Raw genomic sequence first — 18,822 nt, forward strand, 5'->3', positions numbered from 1 at the left:
AGGGGTCCTTTTCGCTGTCAGAAGCCTAGGACTTCTTCTTCTTTTCCGGCCAGGGGCCGAGCTTTTCCTTGTTTCCGGCGGCGTCGCCCGGACCGGTGGTGTCGGCGAGGTCGCCCACCTTGTGGACCTTCAGCGAGTTCGTGGAACCGGCCTTTCCGGGAGGGGAACCGGCAGCGATGACCACGAGGTCGCCGTCTTCCACCAGGTCCATTTCCAGCAGGCTGCGGTCCACCTGGGCGGTCATCTCGTCGGTGTGGCCCACCATGGGGACCAGCACCGGCTGGATGCCCCAGGTCAGCGCCAGCTGGTTCCACACATGCTCCACCGGCGTGAACGCGAAGACCGGCTTGATGGGACGCAGGCGCGAAAGGCGGCGTGCGGAGTCGCCGGACTGGGTGAACGTACAGATGTACTTCGCTTCCAGCTGGTCGGCGATTTCGACGGCGGCACGGGTGATGGCGCCGCCACGGGTCTTGGGCTTGGTCCCCAGCGGGGGAACGCGCTCCAGTCCGTGGACCTCCGTGGATTCGATGATCCGGGCCATGACCTTCACGGTTTCGATCGGGTACTTGCCCACGCTGGTCTCACCGGAGAGCATGACGGCGTCTGCACCGTCGAGCACGGCGTTGGCGCAGTCCGAGGCTTCTGCACGGGTGGGGCGCGGGTTGTCAATCATGGACTCCAGCACCTGGGTGGCCACGATGACCGGCTTGGCCCAGCGGCGAGCCAGTTCGATGGCACGCTTCTGCACGATCGGCACTTCCTCGAGGGGAAGCTCAACGCCGAGATCGCCACGGGCAACCATGATCGCGTCGAACGCGTCGATGATCTCGTGGAGCTGGTCCACGGCCTGCGGCTTTTCGATCTTGGCGATGACCGGTACGCGGCGGCCTTCTTCGTCCATGATCTCGTGCACGCGGACGATGTCGGAGGAGTCGCGGACGAACGAGAGGGCAACGAGGTCAACCCCGCGGCGCATGGCCCAGCGGAGATCGTCCTCGTCCTTTTCGCTCAGCGCCGGAACATTGACAGCAACGCCGGGCAGGTTGATGCCCTTGTTGTTGGACACCATGCCGCCCACGGTCACGGTGGCGACGACCTTGACGTCGTCCACCTCGATGGCGCGCAGTGCCACCTTGCCGTCGTCGATCAGGAGGGCATCGCCCACGTTGACGTCTTCGGTGAGGCTCTTGAGCGTGGTGGAGCAGATGTCCTTCGTGCCCGGAACGTCTTCGGTGGTGATCGTGAAGGTGTCGCCCTCGGACAGGTCGTGCGGACCGTCCACGAAGCGGCCCAGGCGGATCTTCGGACCCTGCAGGTCAGCCATGATGGCCACCGGCTTGCTCAGGTCTGCCGCTGCCTTGCGGACGTTCTCATAGGTGTTGTCATGCACGGAGTAATCGCCGTGGCTCATGTTCATCCGGGCTACGTCAACGCCGGCTTCGAGTACCGCGAGGGTGTTCTCATAACTGGCGATGGCCGGGCCGAAAGTGGCCACAATTTTTGCGCGTCTCATATACCTACCCTAGTAGTTTGCTGCATGGATTAAGTTGTTGTGGAGGTGAACCCGCGGCGAACTGAACGGGTGTCAGAGAACCGCGATCGCACGGTCCGTCGGGGCCACCGGGGCAGGCAGGATGGTGCTGCCCATGAGGAACTTGTCCACGGCGGCGGCACATGCCCGGCCTTCGGCGATGGCCCACACAATGAGCGACTGCCCACGGCCGGCGTCGCCGGCCACGAAGATGCCCTCGGTGTTGGTCATGTAGTAACCGTCGCGGGATACGTTGCCGCGCCCGTCGAATTCGGCGCTGACCTGTTCGCTGATGCCCGCAGGCTCGGCGCCGGTGAAGCCCAGGGACAGGAAGACCAGGTCCGCCGGAATGATCCGCTCGGTACCGGCCTTGGGCAGCCGCTTGCCGTCAACGAATTCCGTTTCGGCAACCTTGACTCCGGTGAGCTGGCCGTCTTCGCCCACAAACTCCACGGTGGAGGCGAGATACGTGCGTTCGCCGCCCTCCTCATGCGCGCTGGCCATTTCGAACAGCGTGGGGAACGTGGGCCAGGGCTGGTGTCCGGCCCGTTCCGACGGCGGCTGCTTGCCGATCGCCAGGGTGGTCACCGACGCTGCTCCATGCCGGTGCGCGGTGCCGAGGCAGTCAGCACCGGTATCGCCGCCGCCCAGGATCACCACATGCTTTCCCCTGGCGTGGATCTGGTTCTCGACGGTCTCCCCCGCCACGACGCGGTTCGCCGGCACGAGGTAGTCCATGGCGTAGTGCACGCCTTCGAGGTCGCGGCCCGGGATGGGCAGGTTCCGCGGAACGGTAGCACCGGTGGCAATCACGACGGCGTCGTAGCGGCGGCGAAGCTGCTCCCACGTCACGTCGGTGCCGACTGCGACGCCGGTGCGGAACCGGGTGCCTTCCGCCTTCATCTGTTCGATGCGGCGGTCAACCTGCTCCTTCTCCATCTTGAAGTCGGGAATGCCGTACCGGAGGAGCCCGCCGATTTTGTCATCGCGCTCGTAGACGGCAACGGTGTGCCCCACGCGGGTCAGCTGCTGGGCAACGGCCAGGCCGGCAGGGCCGGAGCCGACGACGGCAACGGTCTTTCCGGTCAGGCGCGTCGGGGGCAGCGGGTTGACCCAGCCGTTTTCGAAGGCTTCATCGATGATGGAGACTTCAACCTGCTTGATGGTCACCGCAGGCTGGTTGATCCCCAGCACGCACGACGCCTCGCATGGCGCCGGGCAGAGCCGTCCGGTCCATTCGGGGAAGTTGTTGGTGGCGTGGAGCCGCTCAATCGCTTCTTCGCCCTTGTCCCGCCACGTGAGGTCGTTCCACTCCGGGATCAGGTTGCCCAGCGGGCAGCCCTGGTGGCAGAACGGGACGCCGCAGTCCATACAGCGGCCGGCCTGTGCCTTCAGGACACCCTTTTCCTGGGCCTCGTACACTTCCTTCCAGTCCATGATGCGGACCGGGACCGGACGGCGCGGCTGGGTTTCACGCTGGCGTACTTTCAGAAATCCGCGTGGATCAGCCACCGGTCACCTCCAGGATTCGAGACCATACTTCTTCGCCGTCAGGGTCAAGGCCCTCTTCGATGGCGTCGAGACGGGTTTGCAGGACTGCCGCGTAGTCGCGCGGCAAGACTTTGGTAATGCGGGCAGCAGTGTCGTCGAAGTTCTCCAGCAACCGCTGGGCGTGGAGCGACTCCGTCTCCTCGACGTGCTTGACCAGCAGGCCGTGGACGATGTCACGGTCTTCGGCGTCGAGCGCCACGAGCTGGAGTTCGCCTGACTGCAGGGCATCCTTGTTGACCCGGGTTGCCTGCAGGTCCAGCACGTACGCGGTGCCGCCGGACATGCCAGCCCCGAAGTTGCGTCCGGTGCGGCCAATGATCAGCGTCTGGCCGCCCGTCATGTACTCGCAGCCGTGGTCGCCGATTCCTTCAACAACCGCCGTGGCGCCGGAGTTGCGGACCAGGAAGCGTTCGCCCACCTGGCCGCGCAGGAACATCTCGCCGCTGGTGGCGCCGTAGCCGATCACGTTGCCGGCAATGACGTTGCTTTCTGCCTTGAATACGTTGGTGCGGTCCGGCCGGACGATGATCCGCCCACCGGAGAGGCCCTTGCCCACGTAGTCGTTCGAGTCGCCGAAAAGGCGCAAGGTGATGCCGGCGGGCAGGAAAGCGCCCAGCGACTGTCCCGCGGTTCCGGTCAGCGTGATATCGATGGTGTCGGTGGCCAGCAGGTCGGTGCTGAACGTTTTGGTCACCACGTGGCCCAGCATGGTGCCCACCGAGCGGTCGGTGTTGATGACGTCCACGGCGATCTTCACGGGGCTGCGGTCGGTCAGCGCCTCGGTGGCCATCGTGATCAGTCGCTGGTCGAAGTGCTTGTCCAGCTCGTGGTTCTGCGAGGTCAGGTTGCGCAGCGGTGCGTCGTCGTCGAACTCGAGTCCGTGCAGGATCGGGTCCAGGTCCAGGCCGTCTGCCTTCCAGTGGTTGATCGCCTCACGGGCGTCCAGCACCTCGGCGTGGCCGATGGCCTCTTCGATGCTCCGGAACCCAAGTTCCGCGAGGATCTCGCGGACTTCCTCGGCCAGGAACTCGAAGAAGTTGACCACAAATTCGGGCTTGCCGGTGAAGCGGGCCCGCAGTTCGGGGTTCTGCGTCGCAACACCCACCGGGCAGGTGTCCAGGTGGCAGACGCGCATCATGATGCAGCCTTCCACCACCAGCGGAGCCGTGGCGAAACCAAACTCTTCGCCACCGAGCAGAGCGGCAATGACGACGTCGCGCCCGGTCTTGAGCTGGCCGTCCACCTGCACCACCACACGGTCGCGCAGGCCGTTGAGCATCAGGGTCTGCTGGGTCTCTGCGAGCCCCAGCTCCCACGGCACACCGGCATGCTTCAGCGAGTTCAGCGGGGAGGCACCCGTGCCGCCGTCATGGCCTGAGACGAGTACGACGTCGGCCTTGGCTTTGGTGACACCGGCGGCAACCGTGCCGATCCCCACTTCGGAGACGAGCTTGACGTGCACGCGGGCCGAGGGGTTGGCGCGCTTCGCATCGTAGATGAGCTGCGCGAGGTCCTCGATGGAGTAGATGTCGTGGTGCGGGGGCGGGGAAATGAGTCCGACGCCGGGGGTCGAGTGCCGCGTCCGGGCGACCCAGGGGTACACCTTCTGCGCCATCAGCTGGCCGCCTTCGCCGGGCTTGGCACCCTGCGCCATCTTGATCTGGATGTCGTCGGCGTTGCTGAGGTACAGGCTGGTGACGCCGAACCGGCCCGACGCGATCTGCTTGACGGCAGATCGGCGCTTCGGGTCCAGCAGGCGGTCAACGTCCTCGCCGCCTTCACCGGTGTTGGACTTGCCGCCCAACTGGTTCATGGCGATCGCGAGGGTCTCGTGGGCTTCCTTGGAGATGGACCCGTAGCTCATGGCACCGGTGGAGAAGCGCTTGACGACGCTGGAAACGGGCTCGACCTCCTCCAGCGGGACAGCGGGACGGTCGTTCTTGAACTTGAGGAGCCCGCGCAGGGTCATCAGGTTCTCAGACTGGTCATCCACGCCCCTGGTGTACGCCTTGAAGATGTCATAGCGGCGCTCACGCGTGGCGTGCTGCAGGCGGAACACAGTCTCCGGGTTGAAGAGGTGCGGCTCGCCGTCGCGGCGCCACTGGTACTCGCCGCCGCCCAGCAGCGGCCGGTGCGGCTGCTCGATGCCGCCCTCGGGGTAGGCCATCTGGTGCCGCGCGGAAACCTCTGCTGCGATGACGTCCAGCCCAACGCCACCCAGCTGGGAATGCGTGCCGGCGAAGAATTCGTCCACCAGTTCCTGGCCGAGGCCCAGGGCTTCGAACGTCTGGGCGCCGGTGTAGGACGCCACGGTGGAGATGCCCATCTTGGACATGATCTTCAGGACACCCTTGCCCAGGCCCTTGATGAGGTTGTAGACGCCGTCCTGCGGCGTGACGCCAACGACGTCGCCGGAGGTGATGAGCTGCTCCACGGATTCCATGGCCAGGTACGGGTTTACGGCAGAGGCGCCGTAGCCGATCAGGACAGCAACGTGGTGCGTCTCACGGACGTCGCCGGCCTCGACCACCAGGGCGGTCTTGGTGCGGTTGGCGCTGCGCAGCAGGTGGTGGTGCACGGCGCTGACCAGCAGCAGCGAAGGAATCGGGGCCCACTGGGCGTTCGAGTCGCGGTCGGACAGCACAACGTACTGCACACCGCGGTTGATCGCACCGGAGACCTGCTCACAGATTTCGGTGAGCCGGGCACGCAGCGCATTCTCGCCGCCTTCGGGACGGTAAAGGCCACGGACCTTCATGGCTATGCGGTCGCCGTCGGGCGTCTCAATGTTGGCGATCTTGGCGAGCTGGTCGTTGTTGATCACCGGGAACGGCAGGGAGACCTGGGGCTGGCGGACCTGCTTGGTGTCCAGCAGGTTGCCGTTCGGGCCGATGGCGCAGGTCAGCGACGTGACCAGCTCTTCGCGGATGGCATCCAGCGGCGGGTTGGTGACCTGCGCGAAAGACTGCACAAAGTAATCGAACAGGAGCCGGGGCCGCTTGGAGAGCACTGCCACCGGGGTGTCCGAACCCATGGCGCCCAGCGGCTCGGCGCCGGTACGGGCCATCGGGCCGAGCAGGATCCTGAGCTCTTCGGTGGTGTAGCCGAACGTCCGCTGGCGGATGTTGACGGAGGCAGCCGTGTGGACCACGTGCTCGCGCTCGGGGAGGTCGTTGAGGTCGATCAGGTTGTCCTTGACCCACTCGGCCCAGGGGTTGGCCGCGGCCACCTCTGCCTTGACCTCTTCGTCGTCGATGATGCGGCCGGCGTCGGTGTCCACCAGGAACATCTTGCCCGGCGAAACGCGGCCCTTTTTGACCACCTTGGAGGCTTCGACGTCGATCACGCCGACTTCGGAGGCGAAGACCACCAGGCCATCCTCCGTGATCCAGTAACGTCCGGGGCGGAGGCCGTTCCGGTCCAGGGTGGCGCCCACCAAATTGCCGTCGGTGAAAGACACGGCGGCGGGGCCGTCCCACGGTTCCATCAGGAGCGAGTGGTACTCGTAGAACGCACGCCGGGCCGGATCCATGGTGGCGTGGTTTTCCCAGGCCTCGGGGATCATCATCATGATGGAGTGCGTGATGGGGCGGCCGGAAAGCCACAGCAGTTCGGCGACCTCGTCGAAGGACGCGGAGTCGGAGGCACCGGGGGTGCAGATCGGGTACAGCTCCTCCGGCGCATCCCCCAGCAGCGGGTTGGCCAGCTGGGACTGGCGGGCGCGCATCCAGTTCCGGTTGCCCTTGACCGTGTTGATCTCACCGTTGTGGGCGATGGTGCGGAACGGCTGGGCCAGTGGCCAGGAGGGGAACGTGTTGGTGGAGAAGCGCGAGTGAACGATCGCCAGCTTGGTCTTGAAACGCTTGTCCGAGAGGTCCGGATAGAACGGCTCCAGCTGGGCAGTGGTGAGCATGCCCTTGTAGACGATGGTCCGGGAGGACAGCGAGGGGAAGTACACGCCGTACTTGTTCTGGGCACGCTTGCGGATCCGCCAGGCGCGGGAGTCCAGCTCGTTGCGGTCCAGCTCTTCGCCGGTGGCCGGGGCCAGGAACGGCTGGGAGAAGTAGGGCATGCAGGCGCGGGCCATGGCACCGACGAGGTCGGCAACGATGGGCACCTCACGCCAGCCCAGCACCTTCAGGCCTTCGTCGGCGGCAAGGCCTTCGATGCCTGCCTTGGCGGCATCGGCTTCGCGCTGCTCGGCGGGCAGGAAGGCCGTTCCGGCAACGTACTGCCCGGGCGCGGGAAGTTCGAACTCGCTAACGGCACGGAAAAACTCGTCGGGGATCTGCATCAGCAGGCCGGCACCGTCACCGGTTCCCTCGTCGGCGCCCACGGCACCGCGGTGCTCGAGGTTGCGCAGCGCGGTCAGGGCGGCGTCGACAATGTCATAGCCGGGCTCGCCGCGGAGGGTGGCGATGATCGCAAGACCGCAGGCGTCCTTCTCCTGCTCCGGGTTGTACAGGCCACGCGCCTCCGGCAGGGCAGCAAATCGCTTGAACGGCGACATGGCAGCCTCAGGCTTGTCCGGTTCGGACCAGCTGGGAGTGTGAAGAGTTTGGCTCATGGGGAGACGTCCTTCCTCCTGATCGTGCGTATGGAAGGGACACCGTTGGCCCCACTCGTCGGCGCCACTGTGATGGGCGCAACAAAGTGTTACTACTGGAAATTGTAGGTCAGCACGGCCTGCTGAACTAACAGTTACGCAGGCCCCCGACCCGGGATTGACCGGCCGGCAGCTCTATGCTGGTCCGGGCTGTCCCGATGCCACGACGCTGTGGTGTTTGGGCGCTGCGAGCGGTGGCTCTGCGACCCTGCTTGCCGGCTGGCTACTTCGTGCTGCCAGCCTCCGGCGCGGTTCCTGCGGCTTTGCTGCCGGACCTTCCGGCCGCCGGTGAGTCCTTAAGGGACTGCCCGCCTGCCGAAGTTTCCTGCTCCTCTTCCGTTGGGGTGGAAGGGCGCCTGGAACCGCTTTGGTTATCAGGGAGATTATCACGCGATTCACTATCTGAGACAACAGGGTCCGTATCACGGACCGGCTCTGCGTCCCCGCCAACCTGGTCAGTTGTGGGTTCCCGGCCGTCCAGATAGACGGTGTCAGGCTGGGGTTTTCCCTTCCTTCCCAGGAGTATGAAGGCAACCAGCGCCACCACGAAGACCAGGATGCTGGTCCAGACATTCAGCCGGGCGGTGATGCCGAAGAGGTTGATCTGCTCCGCGTCATCTATGCGCATGGCTTCGATCCAGACCCTGCCCAGGGTGTAATACATGGCGTACAGCCAGAAGAGGCGGCTGCGGCGGAAGTGGAACCTGCGGTCCAGGGCCAGGAGAAGCAGCACGCCCGCGATGTTCCACAGCGACTCGTACAGGAACGTCGGGTGGAACAGGGTGTCTGCCGGCACTCCGGCCGGGAAGTTGGCGTTGTCGGCATCGATCTGCAGGCCCCATGGCAGCGTGGTGGGCCCGCCGAAGAGTTCCTGGTTGAAGTAGTTGCCCCAGCGGCCCACGGCCTGGGCCAGCAGCAGCCCGGGAGCCGCGGCGTCCAGGAAGGCGGTGAGCTTTACGCCTGACCGGCGGCAGCCGATCCAGGCGCCCACAACGCCAAGCACCACGGCGCCCCAGATTCCCAGGCCGCCACGCTGGATCTGCGGGATCAGCCACAGGTCCCCGGTGCCGTCGAACCCGGGGCCGAAGTAGGCATCCGGAGAGGACACCACATGGTAGAGCCGTCCGCCGATGATGCCGAACGGGATGGCCCAGATAACGATGTCCCAGACGCTTCCCTCCGGTGCGCCGCGCCGCGCCCAGCGGACGGACGTGAGCCACAGGCCCACGATGATGCCCGCCAGGATGCAGAGGGCGTAGGCGTGGATGCGCAGCGAACCCCACGGCAGCGGGATGTCGAAGCCGGACCAGTCCGGGCTAGGGATGCTGGCCGGCACCATGGCCGCGGCGTGGAGGAGGGTCTGCATGAGGGCTACTTCCTGGTCAGTCCGGTGCTGAGGTCTTTGGTCAGGCTGGCAACAGCTTCCACACCGCCATCCCTGATGGCGGACACCAGGGCGGTGCCCACGATCACGCCATCGGCATACGCGGCGATCTCCGACACCTGCTCAGCGGTTGAGACGCCAAGGCCGACGCAGACGCGCTCGGCGCCGGCTTCCTTGGCCGCTGCCACGACGCCCTTGGCCGCAGAGCTGACCGAGGTCCGGGCGCCCGTGACCCCCATGATCGAGACGGCGTACACAAAGCCGCGGCTGGCCTCCACCGTGCGCTTCATGCGCTCCGTGGACGACGACGGCGCCACCAGGAACACCCGGTCCAGGCCGTACTTGTCGGACGCTTCCATCCATTCCGCGGCTTCGTCCGGAATCAGGTCGGGCGTGATCAGGCCGGCTCCGCCGGCCTCGGCCAGGCGGCGCGAGAACTCGTCCACGCCCATCCGGACCACGGGGTTCCAGTACGTCATGACCAGAACGGCGGCATCGGTCTGGCTGGTGATGCCGGCAACGACGTCGAAGACCTGGCGGACCGCGAAGCCCTTGGCCAGCGCCTCCGTGGTGGCCGCCTGGATGACCGGGCCGTCCATGACCGGGTCCGAGTACGGGATGCCGATTTCGATCAGGTCCGCACCGTTCCGGGCCAGTGCGATGCCGGCGGCAATGGTGTCCTCAACCGTGGGGTACCCGGCGGGCAGGTATCCGATCAGGGCCGCCCGTCCTTCTGCGCGGGCCTTGTCGATGGCGACTGCCGATTTGCTGGTGCTGCTGATGTTCTGAACCCCGGTCACAGCTGCTCCCCTTCCTTGCCGATGGCGGCCTCTGCGGAATCCTTGTCCAGCAGGTCGAACCACTCCGCTGCGGTGGCCACGTCCTTGTCACCGCGCCCGGACAGGTTCACGATCACGATCTTCTCCGAAGCGCCGCCTGCGTCACCCGCTTCCGCCGCCAGCCGCTGGCCTACCTTGATGGCGCCGGCGAGGGCGTGCGAGGACTCGATGGCGGGAATGATGCCCTCGGTGCGGCACAGGAGCCGGAAGGCCTCCATGGCTTCGCTGTCCGTGATGGGCTCGTAGCTGACCCGACCGATGTCGGCGAGGTAGGAGTGCTCCGGGCCGACGCCCGGGTAGTCCAGGCCTGCGGAGATGGAGTGGGACTCGATGGTCTGGCCGTCGTCGTCCTGCATGAGGTAGGAGCGGGCGCCGTGCAGCACACCGGGCTTGCCCAGCGTGATGGTGGCCGCGTGCCGGCCGGTTTCGACGCCGTCGCCGCCTGCCTCGAAGCCGTAGATCTTCACGGACGGGTCATCCAGGAAGCCGTGGAAGATGCCGATCGCGTTGGAGCCGCCGCCGATGCACGCGCAGACGGCGTCGGGAAGGCGGCCGGCCTGCTCGATGATCTGGGCGCGGGCCTCCTCGCCGATAACCTCGTGGAAGTAGCGGACCATTGCCGGGAACGGGTGCGCGCCGGCGGCAGTGCCCAGCAGGTAGTGGGTGTTGCCGACGTTCGCCACCCAGTCGCGGAGCGCCTCGTTGATGGCGTCCTTGAGCGTCTGCGAACCGTTGGTGACCGGGATCACCGTGGCGCCGAGGAGTTCCATCCGCGCCACGTTCAAGGCCTGCCGGCGGCAGTCTTCCGCGCCCATGTAGACAACGCATTCCAGGCCCAGCAACGCTGCGGCGGTGGCGCTGGCCACTCCGTGCTGGCCTGCGCCGGTTTCGGCTATGACGCGGGTCTTGCCCATGCGCTTGGCCAGGAGTGCCTGGCCCAGGACGTTATTGATCTTGTGCGAGCCGGTGTGGTTCAGGTCCTCGCGCTTGAGGAAGATCCGCACTCCCCCGGCGTGTTCGGCAAAGCGCTTGGCCTCGGTCAGCAGTGAGGGCCGGCCGGAGTAGTTCCTGTTCAGCTCGGCGATCTGGGCGATGAAGTCAGGATCAGCCTTCGCCTTCTCGAACGTGTCCTCAAGCTCGTCAAGGGCCGCGATCAGTGACTCGGGCATCCACCGGCCCCCGTAGGAGCCGAAGTAGGGTCCCGGGGCGTGCTTGAGGGAGCCGCCCTGCAGGAATGCATCCACCGAGCCTTCGTCAGAGCCGGCTGTCGGCGCTTCGGCCATCAGTCTCACCATCCTGTTCACTTTTCACTAATGAGTTGTCATGCGGCATCCTGTCCGCGGCTGCGTGCGAAGCCGGATGGGACGGGATGGAGCCGGCGCTACGCGCGTGCGGCGATGGCAGCGGCACCAGCCGCGGTAAATTCGGCGATCCGCTCCCGCGGCGTTGAGTCGCTGACCAGGGCCTCGCCCACCAGGATGGCGTTGGCGCCACTGGCAGCGTAGTGCCTGACGTCGTCGACGCCGCGCACCCCGGATTCTGCGATGACCAGCGCCTCGGCGGGAATCATCCCGGCGAGGGAGGCGAAAACTGAACGGTCGACGTCGAGCGTCTTGAGGTTGCGCACGTTCACGCCGATGATGCGCGCCCCCGCCGCCACCGCCCGTTCGATTTCCTCTTCCGTGTGGGTCTCCACCAGCACGTTCATGCCGAGTTCGCGGCTGAGCGAGCTGAATTCCTGGAGCTGGCCGTCCGAAAGGGCTGCGACGATGAGCAGGATCAGGTCCGCGCCGTGGGCGCGGGCCTCCCAGATCTGGTACTCGTCGAGCGTGAAGTCCTTGCGCAGCAGCGGAACGTCCACACGGGCGCGGACGGCGTCGAGGTCCGCGAGGGAACCGTGGAAGCGCCGCTGCTCGGTGAGGACGCTGATGACTGCGGCGCCGCCGTCGGCGTACTGCTCGGCGAGCGATGCAGGATCCGCGATCGCAGCCAGGTCGCCTTTGGAGGGGCTGCGGCGCTTGATTTCGGCGATAACCTTCAGCTGGTCCCGGGGGTCCAAAGGACCGCCAAGCGCGGCCCAGGCGTCCCGGACCGGAGCAGCGGCCGACGCCAGGTCCTTCAGTTCCGCAAGCGACACGAGGCGCTTCCTGGCCTCCATATCCTCCCTGACACCGGCATTGATGTCATCGAGAACAGTCGCCATCAGTGGCCGGAGTTCTTCAGCTTGCTGCCTTCGACGCCGTAGCCTGCCTTGCGCATGACGAAGCCCAGAATCAGGCCGAGAACCATCACTGCTGCGCCCGCGATGAAGATCGGGGTGTTGGCAATGACAAACGCGATGGAGCAGACCAGCGCGCCGACCAGCATCACGATCACGCAGGTCCAGGCTGCCGGGCTGTTGCCGTGGCCGAGTTCCTGGCTGTGGTCAACGCCGTGGTGGACAGCGGATTCCGTGGCGGACTTGGACGCGGACGCGGGTGCTTTGCTCATGTGAATCTCCTCAGGATCAATACTGCTTACATTCTGCCATTTTTTGGCCGGGACCCCGTTATCGGCTGCCCGCAGAGGGGCAATTGCCGGATCAGGCGCGGATCCGGCGACCGTCCGCGACGGTCCGTCGACCTTGGTGCGGTCAGGTGGGGTCGTCTCCGCGTGAAAGACGGTCCCAGCTGTCGATCTCGTCCACCGGCCCGGCGGTGGCTGCGGCGCTGCCCGTTGTCCGCGCGTCGTATTTTGTCCGCGACTTCCAGTACCGGCCCGCCGGAATGATCAGCAGGGCGCCCAGCGCCAGGAGGACACCGACGACGACGGCGATCGCCGGGAAGGCGGTCACAGTCACCCCGGCGCTGCTTCCGGTGACACCCGTGGCGGCGGCAATGGAGCCTTGCGCGGCTGCCAGTGGGTCCGCAAGCACGGTGGCTGCCGCCCCGACGATGCCGGCTGATGCCAGCACGATGATGGCCGTGATGATCCACCGGGCGATCCGTCCGGCGATGGCAGCAGCCAGGCCGCCGGCGAGGGCGACGAGCGCCAGCGCCGTCACCGCGGTGGCAGCCTTGCTCCCCTGAACCTGCAGCGCGGTCTGGGCGCTGCCGGCCTGGCCCACCTGGTTGGGGTCGAGTGTGACAGTGATCCAGGTCTGCGTGGTGGTTCCGAACACCGCCAGGGCCAGCACGGCAACCAGCAGCACCAGCGTGGACTTGCGGGCCCAGGCCGGGGTTCCTGCGGCCTTGGACGCGCTGCCGGCAGTGACGTCCGGAACCGGCATCAGGCGCCCGCCTGGGTTGTGGTTCCGGCGTCGGGGATGGTCTCGGCCGAGATGTTGTGCAGGGAACCGGCGGTGTGGACGGCCCGCAGCGGGGCCGCGGCCTTGTTCACGGTTTCCAGCGCCTCGGTGGGGTTGACGGAGTCCGCCACGATGCCGCCGCCGGCCTGGACGTAGGCACGTCCTTCGCGGAGCAGCGCCGAGCGGATGGCGATGGCCATGTCCATGTCGCCGGCGAAGTCCAGGTAGCCCACCACGCCTCCGTAAATGCCGCGGCGGTGGGGCTCAAGTTCGTCGAGCAGCCGCAGCGCCCGCGGTTTCGGGGCGCCGGACAAGGTGCCCGCCGGGAAGGTGGCCTTCAGTACGTCGTAGGCCTTGGCCTGCGGTGACAGCGTGCCCACCACCGTGGAGACGAGGTGCATGATGTGGCTGAACCGCTCCACTTCCATGAACTGGGTGACGTCCACCGTCCCGGCCACGCAGACCTTGGAGAGGTCGTTGCGGGAGAGATCCACCAGCATCAGGTGCTCTGCGCGTTCCTTCTGGTCCGCCAGGAGTTCCTCGGCCAAGGCTTTGTCCCCTTCGACGGTCTTGCCGCGGGGGCGGGAGCCGGCGATCGGGTGGGTAATGACTTCCTGGCCGGTCACGGTCACAAGCGCCTCGGGTGAGGAGCCGACGATGGAGTATTCCCGGCCGTCCGCGTCTTCGAGGCTGAAGATGTACATGTACGGGCTCGGGTTGGTGTTGCGGAGCACCCGGTAGACGTCCAGGGGCGACGCGCGGCACTCCATCTCGAAGCGGCGGGAGATCACCACCTGGAAGACTTCGCCGTCGACGATTGCTTCCTTGCCGCGGTCCAGGGCGGCGAGGTAGTCCGTTTCGTCCCACCGTTCCTGCACGCTGGAGGCAAAATCGAGCGCAGCGGGCTCCAGCACGGAAACCGGCTGGGCCACGGGCGTGCTGATCTGGGTCAGCAGGGCTTTAACCCGGGCCACGGCGTCGTGCCAGGCCTCATCCACGCGGTCGGAGCTGCCGTCGAAGTTGATGGCGTTGGCGATGAGCAGGACCGTGCCGTCCACGTTGTCATGCACGGCCATGTCGGTGACCAGGTTCAGTGCCATTTCGGGCAGCTGGAGGTCGTCTTCGGGCGGGCTGGTCAGCCGTTCCCAGTGCCTGACGGTTTCCCAGCCGAGGAACCCCACCAGGCCGGAGGTGAACGGGGGCAGCCCGTCGAACCTGTCCGTGCGGAGGGCTTCGATGGTGTCCCGGATGGCGTCCACCGGATTGCCATCCACGGGCACACCGACCGGCGGCTGTCCCAGCCAGTGCGCGTTGCCATCCTTGGTGGTGAGCGTCGCGCGCGACCTGGCGCCGATGAACGAGTACCTGGACCACGTCCCGCCGACCGCCGCCGACTCCATCAGGAACGTTCCGGGCTGGCCCTGGGCCAGCTTCCGGTAGAGGCCAATGGGTGTCTCCGCATCCGCCAGCACCTTGAGGCGGACGGGAATGACACGGCTGCTGCCTGCGAGTTCGCGGAACTCCTCGAGGCCCGGGCTGATGATTCCAAGGTCCTGCATGGCTATGCTTCTCCGCCTGTTCTGGTTCGACGCCGGGTGGAGGGCGTCAGTTGTATGCTGCCGAAAGTATGTAGGGATGCGGGCCGGTCCCGCGTTCCGTGAAGCCTTTTCCAGGGACGCCGGTCAGAGGGCCGTGCCCGTCCGCACCTCAAGGCCCCTGCCGTCGAAGCAGGTGCGGCTGCCTGTGTGACAGGCGGCGCCAACCTGGTCCACACGCACCAGGAGCGCATCGCCGTCGCAGTCCATGGCCACGGATTTGACCCACTGGACGTGGCCGGACGTGTCGCCCTTGCGCCAATACTCCTGGCGGGAGCGCGAATAGAACGTGACGCGGCCGCTGGTCATGGTGCGGTGCAGCGCTTCGTCGTCCATCCAGCCGAGCATCAGCACCTCGTTGGTATCGAACTGCTGCACGACGGCGGCCACCAGCCCGGCGCCGTCCCGCTTCAGTGCAGCGGCTACTTCGACGGGAAGCGGGCTGGCTTCGGGCGCGCCAGCAGGCGTCGCCGCCGGGGCGGCCGCAGCAGGTGCGGACAGGGGCGAACCGGGGGCTCGGGCGGGGGCGGGCTGCTCAGACATCAGACCAAGTCTAGTGCCTCCCCACAGCCCCCGCCGGAGTGTGAAGAACCGCACATTGGGGCTGGCGGTTCTGCTGCCCAACTCCCCCGCTGTCGTGCTAGTTTCACAAGTGATGCATTTCGTCGACCCGTCCCGAGAAGTCCTGGCCGAAACCCTGCTGGCGGCTGGCCCTGATGCCCCCACCCTTTGCAGGGGCTGGCGCACCAGGGACCTTGCCGCGCACCTTTACCTGCGCGAACGCAAGGCGGCCGTAGGGCTGGGCCTCATCATCAAGAGCCTGTCCAGGGCGTCGGACAAGGCCACCGCCAAGCTGGCTGCGAAGCTGAAGACCGGCGATGACTACACCCGCCTGGTGAACACCTTCCGGGCGGGTCCGCCGGCACTGTCCCCCATGAACATCAAGGCGTTGGACGAAAGCTCCAACCTCATTGAGTACTTCGTCCACACTGAGGACGTCCGCCGCGCCGTGGACCGCTGGGCACCGCGGGCACTCGACGAAGCGTACTCCGAGGCGCTGTGGGACGAGCTCATCAAGCGAGCCGCCATCCTGTACCGCGGCGTGGACCTCGGCATTGTCCTGGTCCGCCCATCGGGCCCGCGGCACGTGGCCAAGCGCGCCCCTGTTTCGGTGGCAATCGTCGGGGAGCCCGGCGAGCTGCTGATGCACGCCCACGGCCGGACACGCCACGCGCTGGTCACGTTCGAAGGCCAGCCCGACGCCGTCGCGCTGCTCCAGTCCGCAGAAGTGGGCCTCTAGGCTTCCCCAACTAAGTAGCAGCAGGTGTCGTTTTGAGCCCTCATAACGACATCAGCTGCGACTTAGTTGGGTTGGAACGCGCTTCAGCGGACCTCGAAGCCAGCTTCGCGGATGGCCTGCTTGACCTGGGACATCATGTCGTCCGGGCCCCAGTGGAAAATCGATGCGGCCAGCACGGCGTCGGCTCCGGCGGCAACGGCCGGCGCGAAGTGCGCTGGCTCCCCCGCGCCGCCTGAGGCGATGATCGGAACCTTCACCGCGGCACGGACCAGGCGGATCAGCTCCAGGTCGAAGCCGTCCTTGGTGCCGTCGGCGTCGATGGAGTTCAGCAGGATTTCGCCTACGCCGCGGTCTGCCGCCTCCTTGGCCCAGGCCACGGCGTCGATGCCCGTGCCGGTGCGGCCGCCGTGGGTGGTGACTTCAAAGCCTGACGCCGTGGGCTCGGAACCGGGCCGGGTGCGTCGGGCGTCCACCGAGAGGACCAGCACCTGCGAGCCGAAGTGGCGGGTGATTTCGTCGATGACTTCCGGGCGGGCGACGGCGGCTGTGTTGATGGAGGCCTTGTCGGCGCCGAAACGCAGGAGTTTGTCCACTTCGGCGACGCCGCGGACGCCGCCGCCCACGCACAGCGGGATGAAGACTTCCTCGGCGGTGCGGCGGACCACGTCGAAGGTGGTTTCACGGTTGCCCGAGGACGCAGTGACGTCCAGGAAGGTCAGCTCGTCGGCGCCGGCGTTGTCGTAGCGGTGCGCAAGCTCTACGGGGTCACCAGCGTCGCGGAGTCCTTCAAAGTTGACGCCCTTGACGACGCGTCCGGCGTCGACGTCGAGGCAGGGAATGACTCGTACAGCTACAGCCATGGGTACTCCTGGAATTCTCTGGTGGATACGGCGCTACCGAAAAGCGGCAACTCAGATGCGGCAGGCGTGGATGCTGCTGACCAGGATGGCGCGGGCGCCGAGGTCGTAAAGCTCGTCCATGATCCGGTTGGTTTCCTTCTTGGGAACCATCGAGCGGACGGCCACCCATTCCGAATCGCGCAGCGGCGAGACGGTGGGCGATTCCAGGCCGGGGGTCAGTGCTGCTGCCTGCTCCACCAGTTCCTTGCGGATGTCGTAGTCCATCAGGACGTACTGGCGCGCCACCAGGACACCCTGGAGGCGGCGGATGAGGACCTCAATTTCCTTGGCGGTGCCGTTCGCGGCGCCGCCTTCTCCGGTGCGGCGGATCAGCACTGCCTCGGACTTGAGGATCGGTTCTCCGAAGATCTCCATCCCGGCGGCCTTGAGCGTGTTGCCGGTTTCGACGACGTCGGCAATGGCGTCCGCGACGCCCAGGCGCACGGAGGATTCAACGGCGCCGTCGAGGCGGATTACTTTGGCTTTGATTCCGAGCCCCGCGAGGTAGCCGCGGAGCAGTCCGTCGTAGCTGGTGGCCAGGCGCTTGCCCTCAAGCGCTTCGACGCTGGCGAAGTCGCCCACGGGGCCTGCGAAACGGAAAGTCGACGCGGCGAAGCCCAGCGGGAGTAGCTCCTCAGCCTCCACCTCGGCGTCCAGCAGGAGGTCGCGGCCGGTGATGCCGACGTCGAGCGTTCCCTGGCCGACGTAGACGGCGATGTCACGCGGGCGGAGGAAGAAGAACTCAATGTCGTTGTCCGGGTCCACCATGACCAGTTCCCGCGTGTCCCGGCGCTGGCGGTAGCCGGCTTCGGACAGCATGGCGGAGGCGGCTTCGGACAGGGAGCCTTTGTTGGGGACGGCTACTCGCAGCATGGGGGTCTTTCTTGGTTGGGAGGTCTGTTGATCAGGCAAACGGGGCCACTTGGAGCACGGCAGACAGGGCTGGCCGCAGCTGCAGCAGTGGCTACAGATGCTTGTAGACGTCTTCCAGGGTCAGGCCTTTGGCGAGCATCAAAACCTGCAGGTGGTAGAGCAGCTGGGAGATTTCCTCGGCCGCGGCTTCATCGGATTCGTACTCGGCAGCCATCCACACTTCGGCTGCTTCCTCCACGACTTTCTTGCCGATGCCGTGGACTCCGGACTCCAATTCAGCGACGGTGCGGGAGCCTGCCGGGCGGGTGGCTGCCTTCTCACTCAGTTCAGCGAACAGCGTCTCGAAATTCTTCACGCCCTACAGCCTACTTGCTGCGGGCCGGAGGGCGCCTGTCGGGCCGTTGCATGACGGGCGCGATGTGAGTGAAGACACAACGCGCCCGTCAGCGGCCTATGTGTACTGCTTGAGCACGACGGCGGTGGCCAGGGCAGCGGTAACGGCCTCGTGGCCCTTGTCCTCGCTGGATCCGGGCAGCCCGGCGCGGTCAAGGCCCTGCTGCTCGGTATCGCAGGTCAGGACCCCGAAGCCCACCGGCACGCCGGTGGCAACGCTGACGTCGGTCAGCCCCGTCGTCGCCGCCTGGCAGACGTACTCGAAGTGCGGTGTGCCGCCGCGGATCACGACGCCGAGGGCCACCACGGCGTCGAAGTGCGGTGCCAGCCGCGCGGCAGCGACGGGGAGCTCAAAGCTTCCGGGCACCCGCAGCACGGTGGGCTCGCTGATTCCGGCGTCCTTGGCCGCGCGAAGTGCGCCGTCGAGCAGGCCGTCCATGATCTGGGTGTGCCAGCTGGCGGCCACGATGGCCAGCCTAAGCTGCGACGTTTCCGCCGGGTTGAGGGTAGTGAGGTCGATATCGGGTGCGCCGTGGCCACTCATGGGTATGTTGGGTTCCGT

The 18,822-nt window shown here is 66.5% G+C and carries 16 protein-coding genes; 1 reads left to right on the forward strand and 15 read right to left on the reverse strand.

The genetic code is table 11. The features are described 5' to 3' along the window. Nucleotides 1-25: 25 nt before the first annotated feature. The 11 genes from pyk to hisI all read right to left on the reverse strand — a co-directional run bounded on the left by pyk (nt 26) and on the right by hisI (nt 15,338). Entirely contained in the window at nt 26-1,516 is a 1,491-nt protein-coding gene (gene pyk / locus AU175_RS02535) for a pyruvate kinase (RefSeq protein WP_066285574.1), read from the reverse strand. A gap of 72 nt (nt 1,517-1,588) precedes the next feature. After that, on the reverse strand, nt 1,589-3,046 hold the full coding sequence (locus AU175_RS02540; protein WP_066285576.1) for a glutamate synthase subunit beta: 1,458 nt from the start codon (nt 3,044-3,046) through the stop codon (nt 1,589-1,591). Beyond that, on the reverse strand, nt 3,039-7,652 hold the full coding sequence (gene gltB, locus AU175_RS02545; protein ID WP_066285578.1) for a glutamate synthase large subunit: 4,614 nt from the start codon (nt 7,650-7,652) through the stop codon (nt 3,039-3,041). Before gltB ends, AU175_RS02540 begins: the two co-directional genes overlap by 8 nt. Before the next feature lie 262 nt (nt 7,653-7,914). Further along, nucleotides 7,915-9,057 (reverse strand): prolipoprotein diacylglyceryl transferase, encoded by a 1,143-nt coding sequence (gene lgt, locus AU175_RS02550; RefSeq protein ID WP_066285580.1) that lies wholly within the window; start codon nt 9,055-9,057, stop codon nt 7,915-7,917. Between the two features lie 5 nt (nt 9,058-9,062). After that, complete coding sequence (trpA, locus tag AU175_RS02555) at nt 9,063-9,875, reverse strand: tryptophan synthase subunit alpha (RefSeq protein WP_197497026.1); 813 nt, start codon at nt 9,873-9,875, stop codon at nt 9,063-9,065. Then, a complete protein-coding gene (gene trpB, locus AU175_RS02560) occupies nt 9,872-11,197 on the reverse strand; it encodes a tryptophan synthase subunit beta (RefSeq protein ID WP_066285582.1) in 1,326 nt (441 codons plus the stop codon). The genes trpA and trpB overlap by 4 nt, the downstream gene beginning before the upstream one ends. Before the next feature lie 98 nt (nt 11,198-11,295). Next, nucleotides 11,296-12,117, reverse strand: a complete 822-nt coding sequence (gene trpC, locus AU175_RS02565) for an indole-3-glycerol phosphate synthase TrpC (RefSeq protein WP_066285584.1) — start codon at nt 12,115-12,117, stop codon at nt 11,296-11,298. Continuing rightward, nucleotides 12,117-12,404 carry an HGxxPAAW family protein gene (locus AU175_RS02570; RefSeq protein ID WP_066285586.1) on the reverse strand — a complete coding sequence of 96 codons (288 nt, stop codon included), beginning with the start codon at nt 12,402-12,404 and terminating at the stop codon, nt 12,117-12,119. Before AU175_RS02570 ends, trpC begins: the two co-directional genes overlap by 1 nt. A gap of 142 nt (nt 12,405-12,546) precedes the next feature. Beyond that, entirely contained in the window at nt 12,547-13,182 is a 636-nt protein-coding gene (locus AU175_RS02575; protein WP_066285588.1) for a Trp biosynthesis-associated membrane protein, read from the reverse strand. Then, complete coding sequence (locus AU175_RS02580) at nt 13,182-14,759, reverse strand: anthranilate synthase component I (RefSeq protein WP_066285591.1); 1,578 nt, start codon at nt 14,757-14,759, stop codon at nt 13,182-13,184. The genes AU175_RS02575 and AU175_RS02580 overlap by 1 nt, the downstream gene beginning before the upstream one ends. 123 nt (nt 14,760-14,882) lie before the next feature. Continuing rightward, a complete protein-coding gene (gene hisI, locus AU175_RS02585) occupies nt 14,883-15,338 on the reverse strand; it encodes a phosphoribosyl-AMP cyclohydrolase (RefSeq protein ID WP_066285593.1) in 456 nt (151 codons plus the stop codon). 112 nt (nt 15,339-15,450) lie between these two features. On the opposite strand from hisI, the gene AU175_RS02590 reads away from it, so the two are divergent. After that, on the forward strand, nt 15,451-16,095 hold the full coding sequence (locus AU175_RS02590; RefSeq protein WP_066290420.1) for a TIGR03085 family metal-binding protein: 645 nt from the start codon (nt 15,451-15,453) through the stop codon (nt 16,093-16,095). Between the two features lie 83 nt (nt 16,096-16,178). On the opposite strand, the gene hisF is transcribed toward AU175_RS02590, so the two are convergent. From hisF to ribH, 4 genes are all read right to left on the reverse strand, one after another. Beyond that, a complete protein-coding gene (gene hisF, locus AU175_RS02595) occupies nt 16,179-16,955 on the reverse strand; it encodes an imidazole glycerol phosphate synthase subunit HisF (protein WP_066285595.1) in 777 nt (258 codons plus the stop codon). Nucleotides 16,956-17,006: 51 nt separating this feature from the next. Beyond that, nucleotides 17,007-17,867 (reverse strand): ATP phosphoribosyltransferase, encoded by an 861-nt coding sequence (hisG, locus tag AU175_RS02600; RefSeq protein WP_066285597.1) that lies wholly within the window; start codon nt 17,865-17,867, stop codon nt 17,007-17,009. Between the two features lie 91 nt (nt 17,868-17,958). Continuing rightward, nucleotides 17,959-18,222 carry a phosphoribosyl-ATP diphosphatase gene (locus AU175_RS02605; protein ID WP_028270786.1) on the reverse strand — a complete coding sequence of 88 codons (264 nt, stop codon included), beginning with the start codon at nt 18,220-18,222 and terminating at the stop codon, nt 17,959-17,961. Nucleotides 18,223-18,318: 96 nt separating this feature from the next. After that, entirely contained in the window at nt 18,319-18,804 is a 486-nt protein-coding gene (ribH, locus tag AU175_RS02610) for a 6,7-dimethyl-8-ribityllumazine synthase (protein WP_066285599.1), read from the reverse strand. Nucleotides 18,805-18,822 lie beyond the last annotated feature (18 nt).

This window comes from Arthrobacter sp. B6, assembly GCF_001663775.1.
Classification (GTDB): domain Bacteria; phylum Actinomycetota; class Actinomycetes; order Actinomycetales; family Micrococcaceae; genus Arthrobacter.

What these genes read in the sequence shown, in the direction of transcription:
- pyk (WP_066285574.1), bottom strand. Translation starts at nt 1,516, where the DNA reads ATGAGACGCGCAAAAATTGTGGCCACTTTCGGCCCGGCCATCGCCAGT.
- gltB (WP_066285578.1), bottom strand. Translation starts at nt 7,652, where the DNA reads ATGAGCCAAACTCTTCACACTCCCAGCTGGTCCGAACCGGACAAGCCT.
- lgt (WP_066285580.1), bottom strand. Translation starts at nt 9,057, where the DNA reads ATGCAGACCCTCCTCCACGCCGCGGCCATGGTGCCGGCCAGCATCCCT.
- trpB (WP_066285582.1), bottom strand. Translation starts at nt 11,197, where the DNA reads ATGGCCGAAGCGCCGACAGCCGGCTCTGACGAAGGCTCGGTGGATGCA.
- trpC (WP_066285584.1), bottom strand. Translation starts at nt 12,117, where the DNA reads ATGGCGACTGTTCTCGATGACATCAATGCCGGTGTCAGGGAGGATATG.
- AU175_RS02570 (WP_066285586.1), bottom strand. Translation starts at nt 12,404, where the DNA reads ATGAGCAAAGCACCCGCGTCCGCGTCCAAGTCCGCCACGGAATCCGCT.
- AU175_RS02575 (WP_066285588.1), bottom strand. Translation starts at nt 13,182, where the DNA reads ATGCCGGTTCCGGACGTCACTGCCGGCAGCGCGTCCAAGGCCGCAGGA.
- AU175_RS02580 (WP_066285591.1), bottom strand. Translation starts at nt 14,759, where the DNA reads ATGCAGGACCTTGGAATCATCAGCCCGGGCCTCGAGGAGTTCCGCGAA.
- hisI (WP_066285593.1), bottom strand. Translation starts at nt 15,338, where the DNA reads ATGTCTGAGCAGCCCGCCCCCGCCCGAGCCCCCGGTTCGCCCCTGTCC.
- AU175_RS02590 (WP_066290420.1), top strand. Translation starts at nt 15,451, where the DNA reads ATGCATTTCGTCGACCCGTCCCGAGAAGTCCTGGCCGAAACCCTGCTG.
- hisF (WP_066285595.1), bottom strand. Translation starts at nt 16,955, where the DNA reads ATGGCTGTAGCTGTACGAGTCATTCCCTGCCTCGACGTCGACGCCGGA.
- hisG (WP_066285597.1), bottom strand. Translation starts at nt 17,867, where the DNA reads ATGCTGCGAGTAGCCGTCCCCAACAAAGGCTCCCTGTCCGAAGCCGCC.
- ribH (WP_066285599.1), bottom strand. Translation starts at nt 18,804, where the DNA reads ATGAGTGGCCACGGCGCACCCGATATCGACCTCACTACCCTCAACCCG.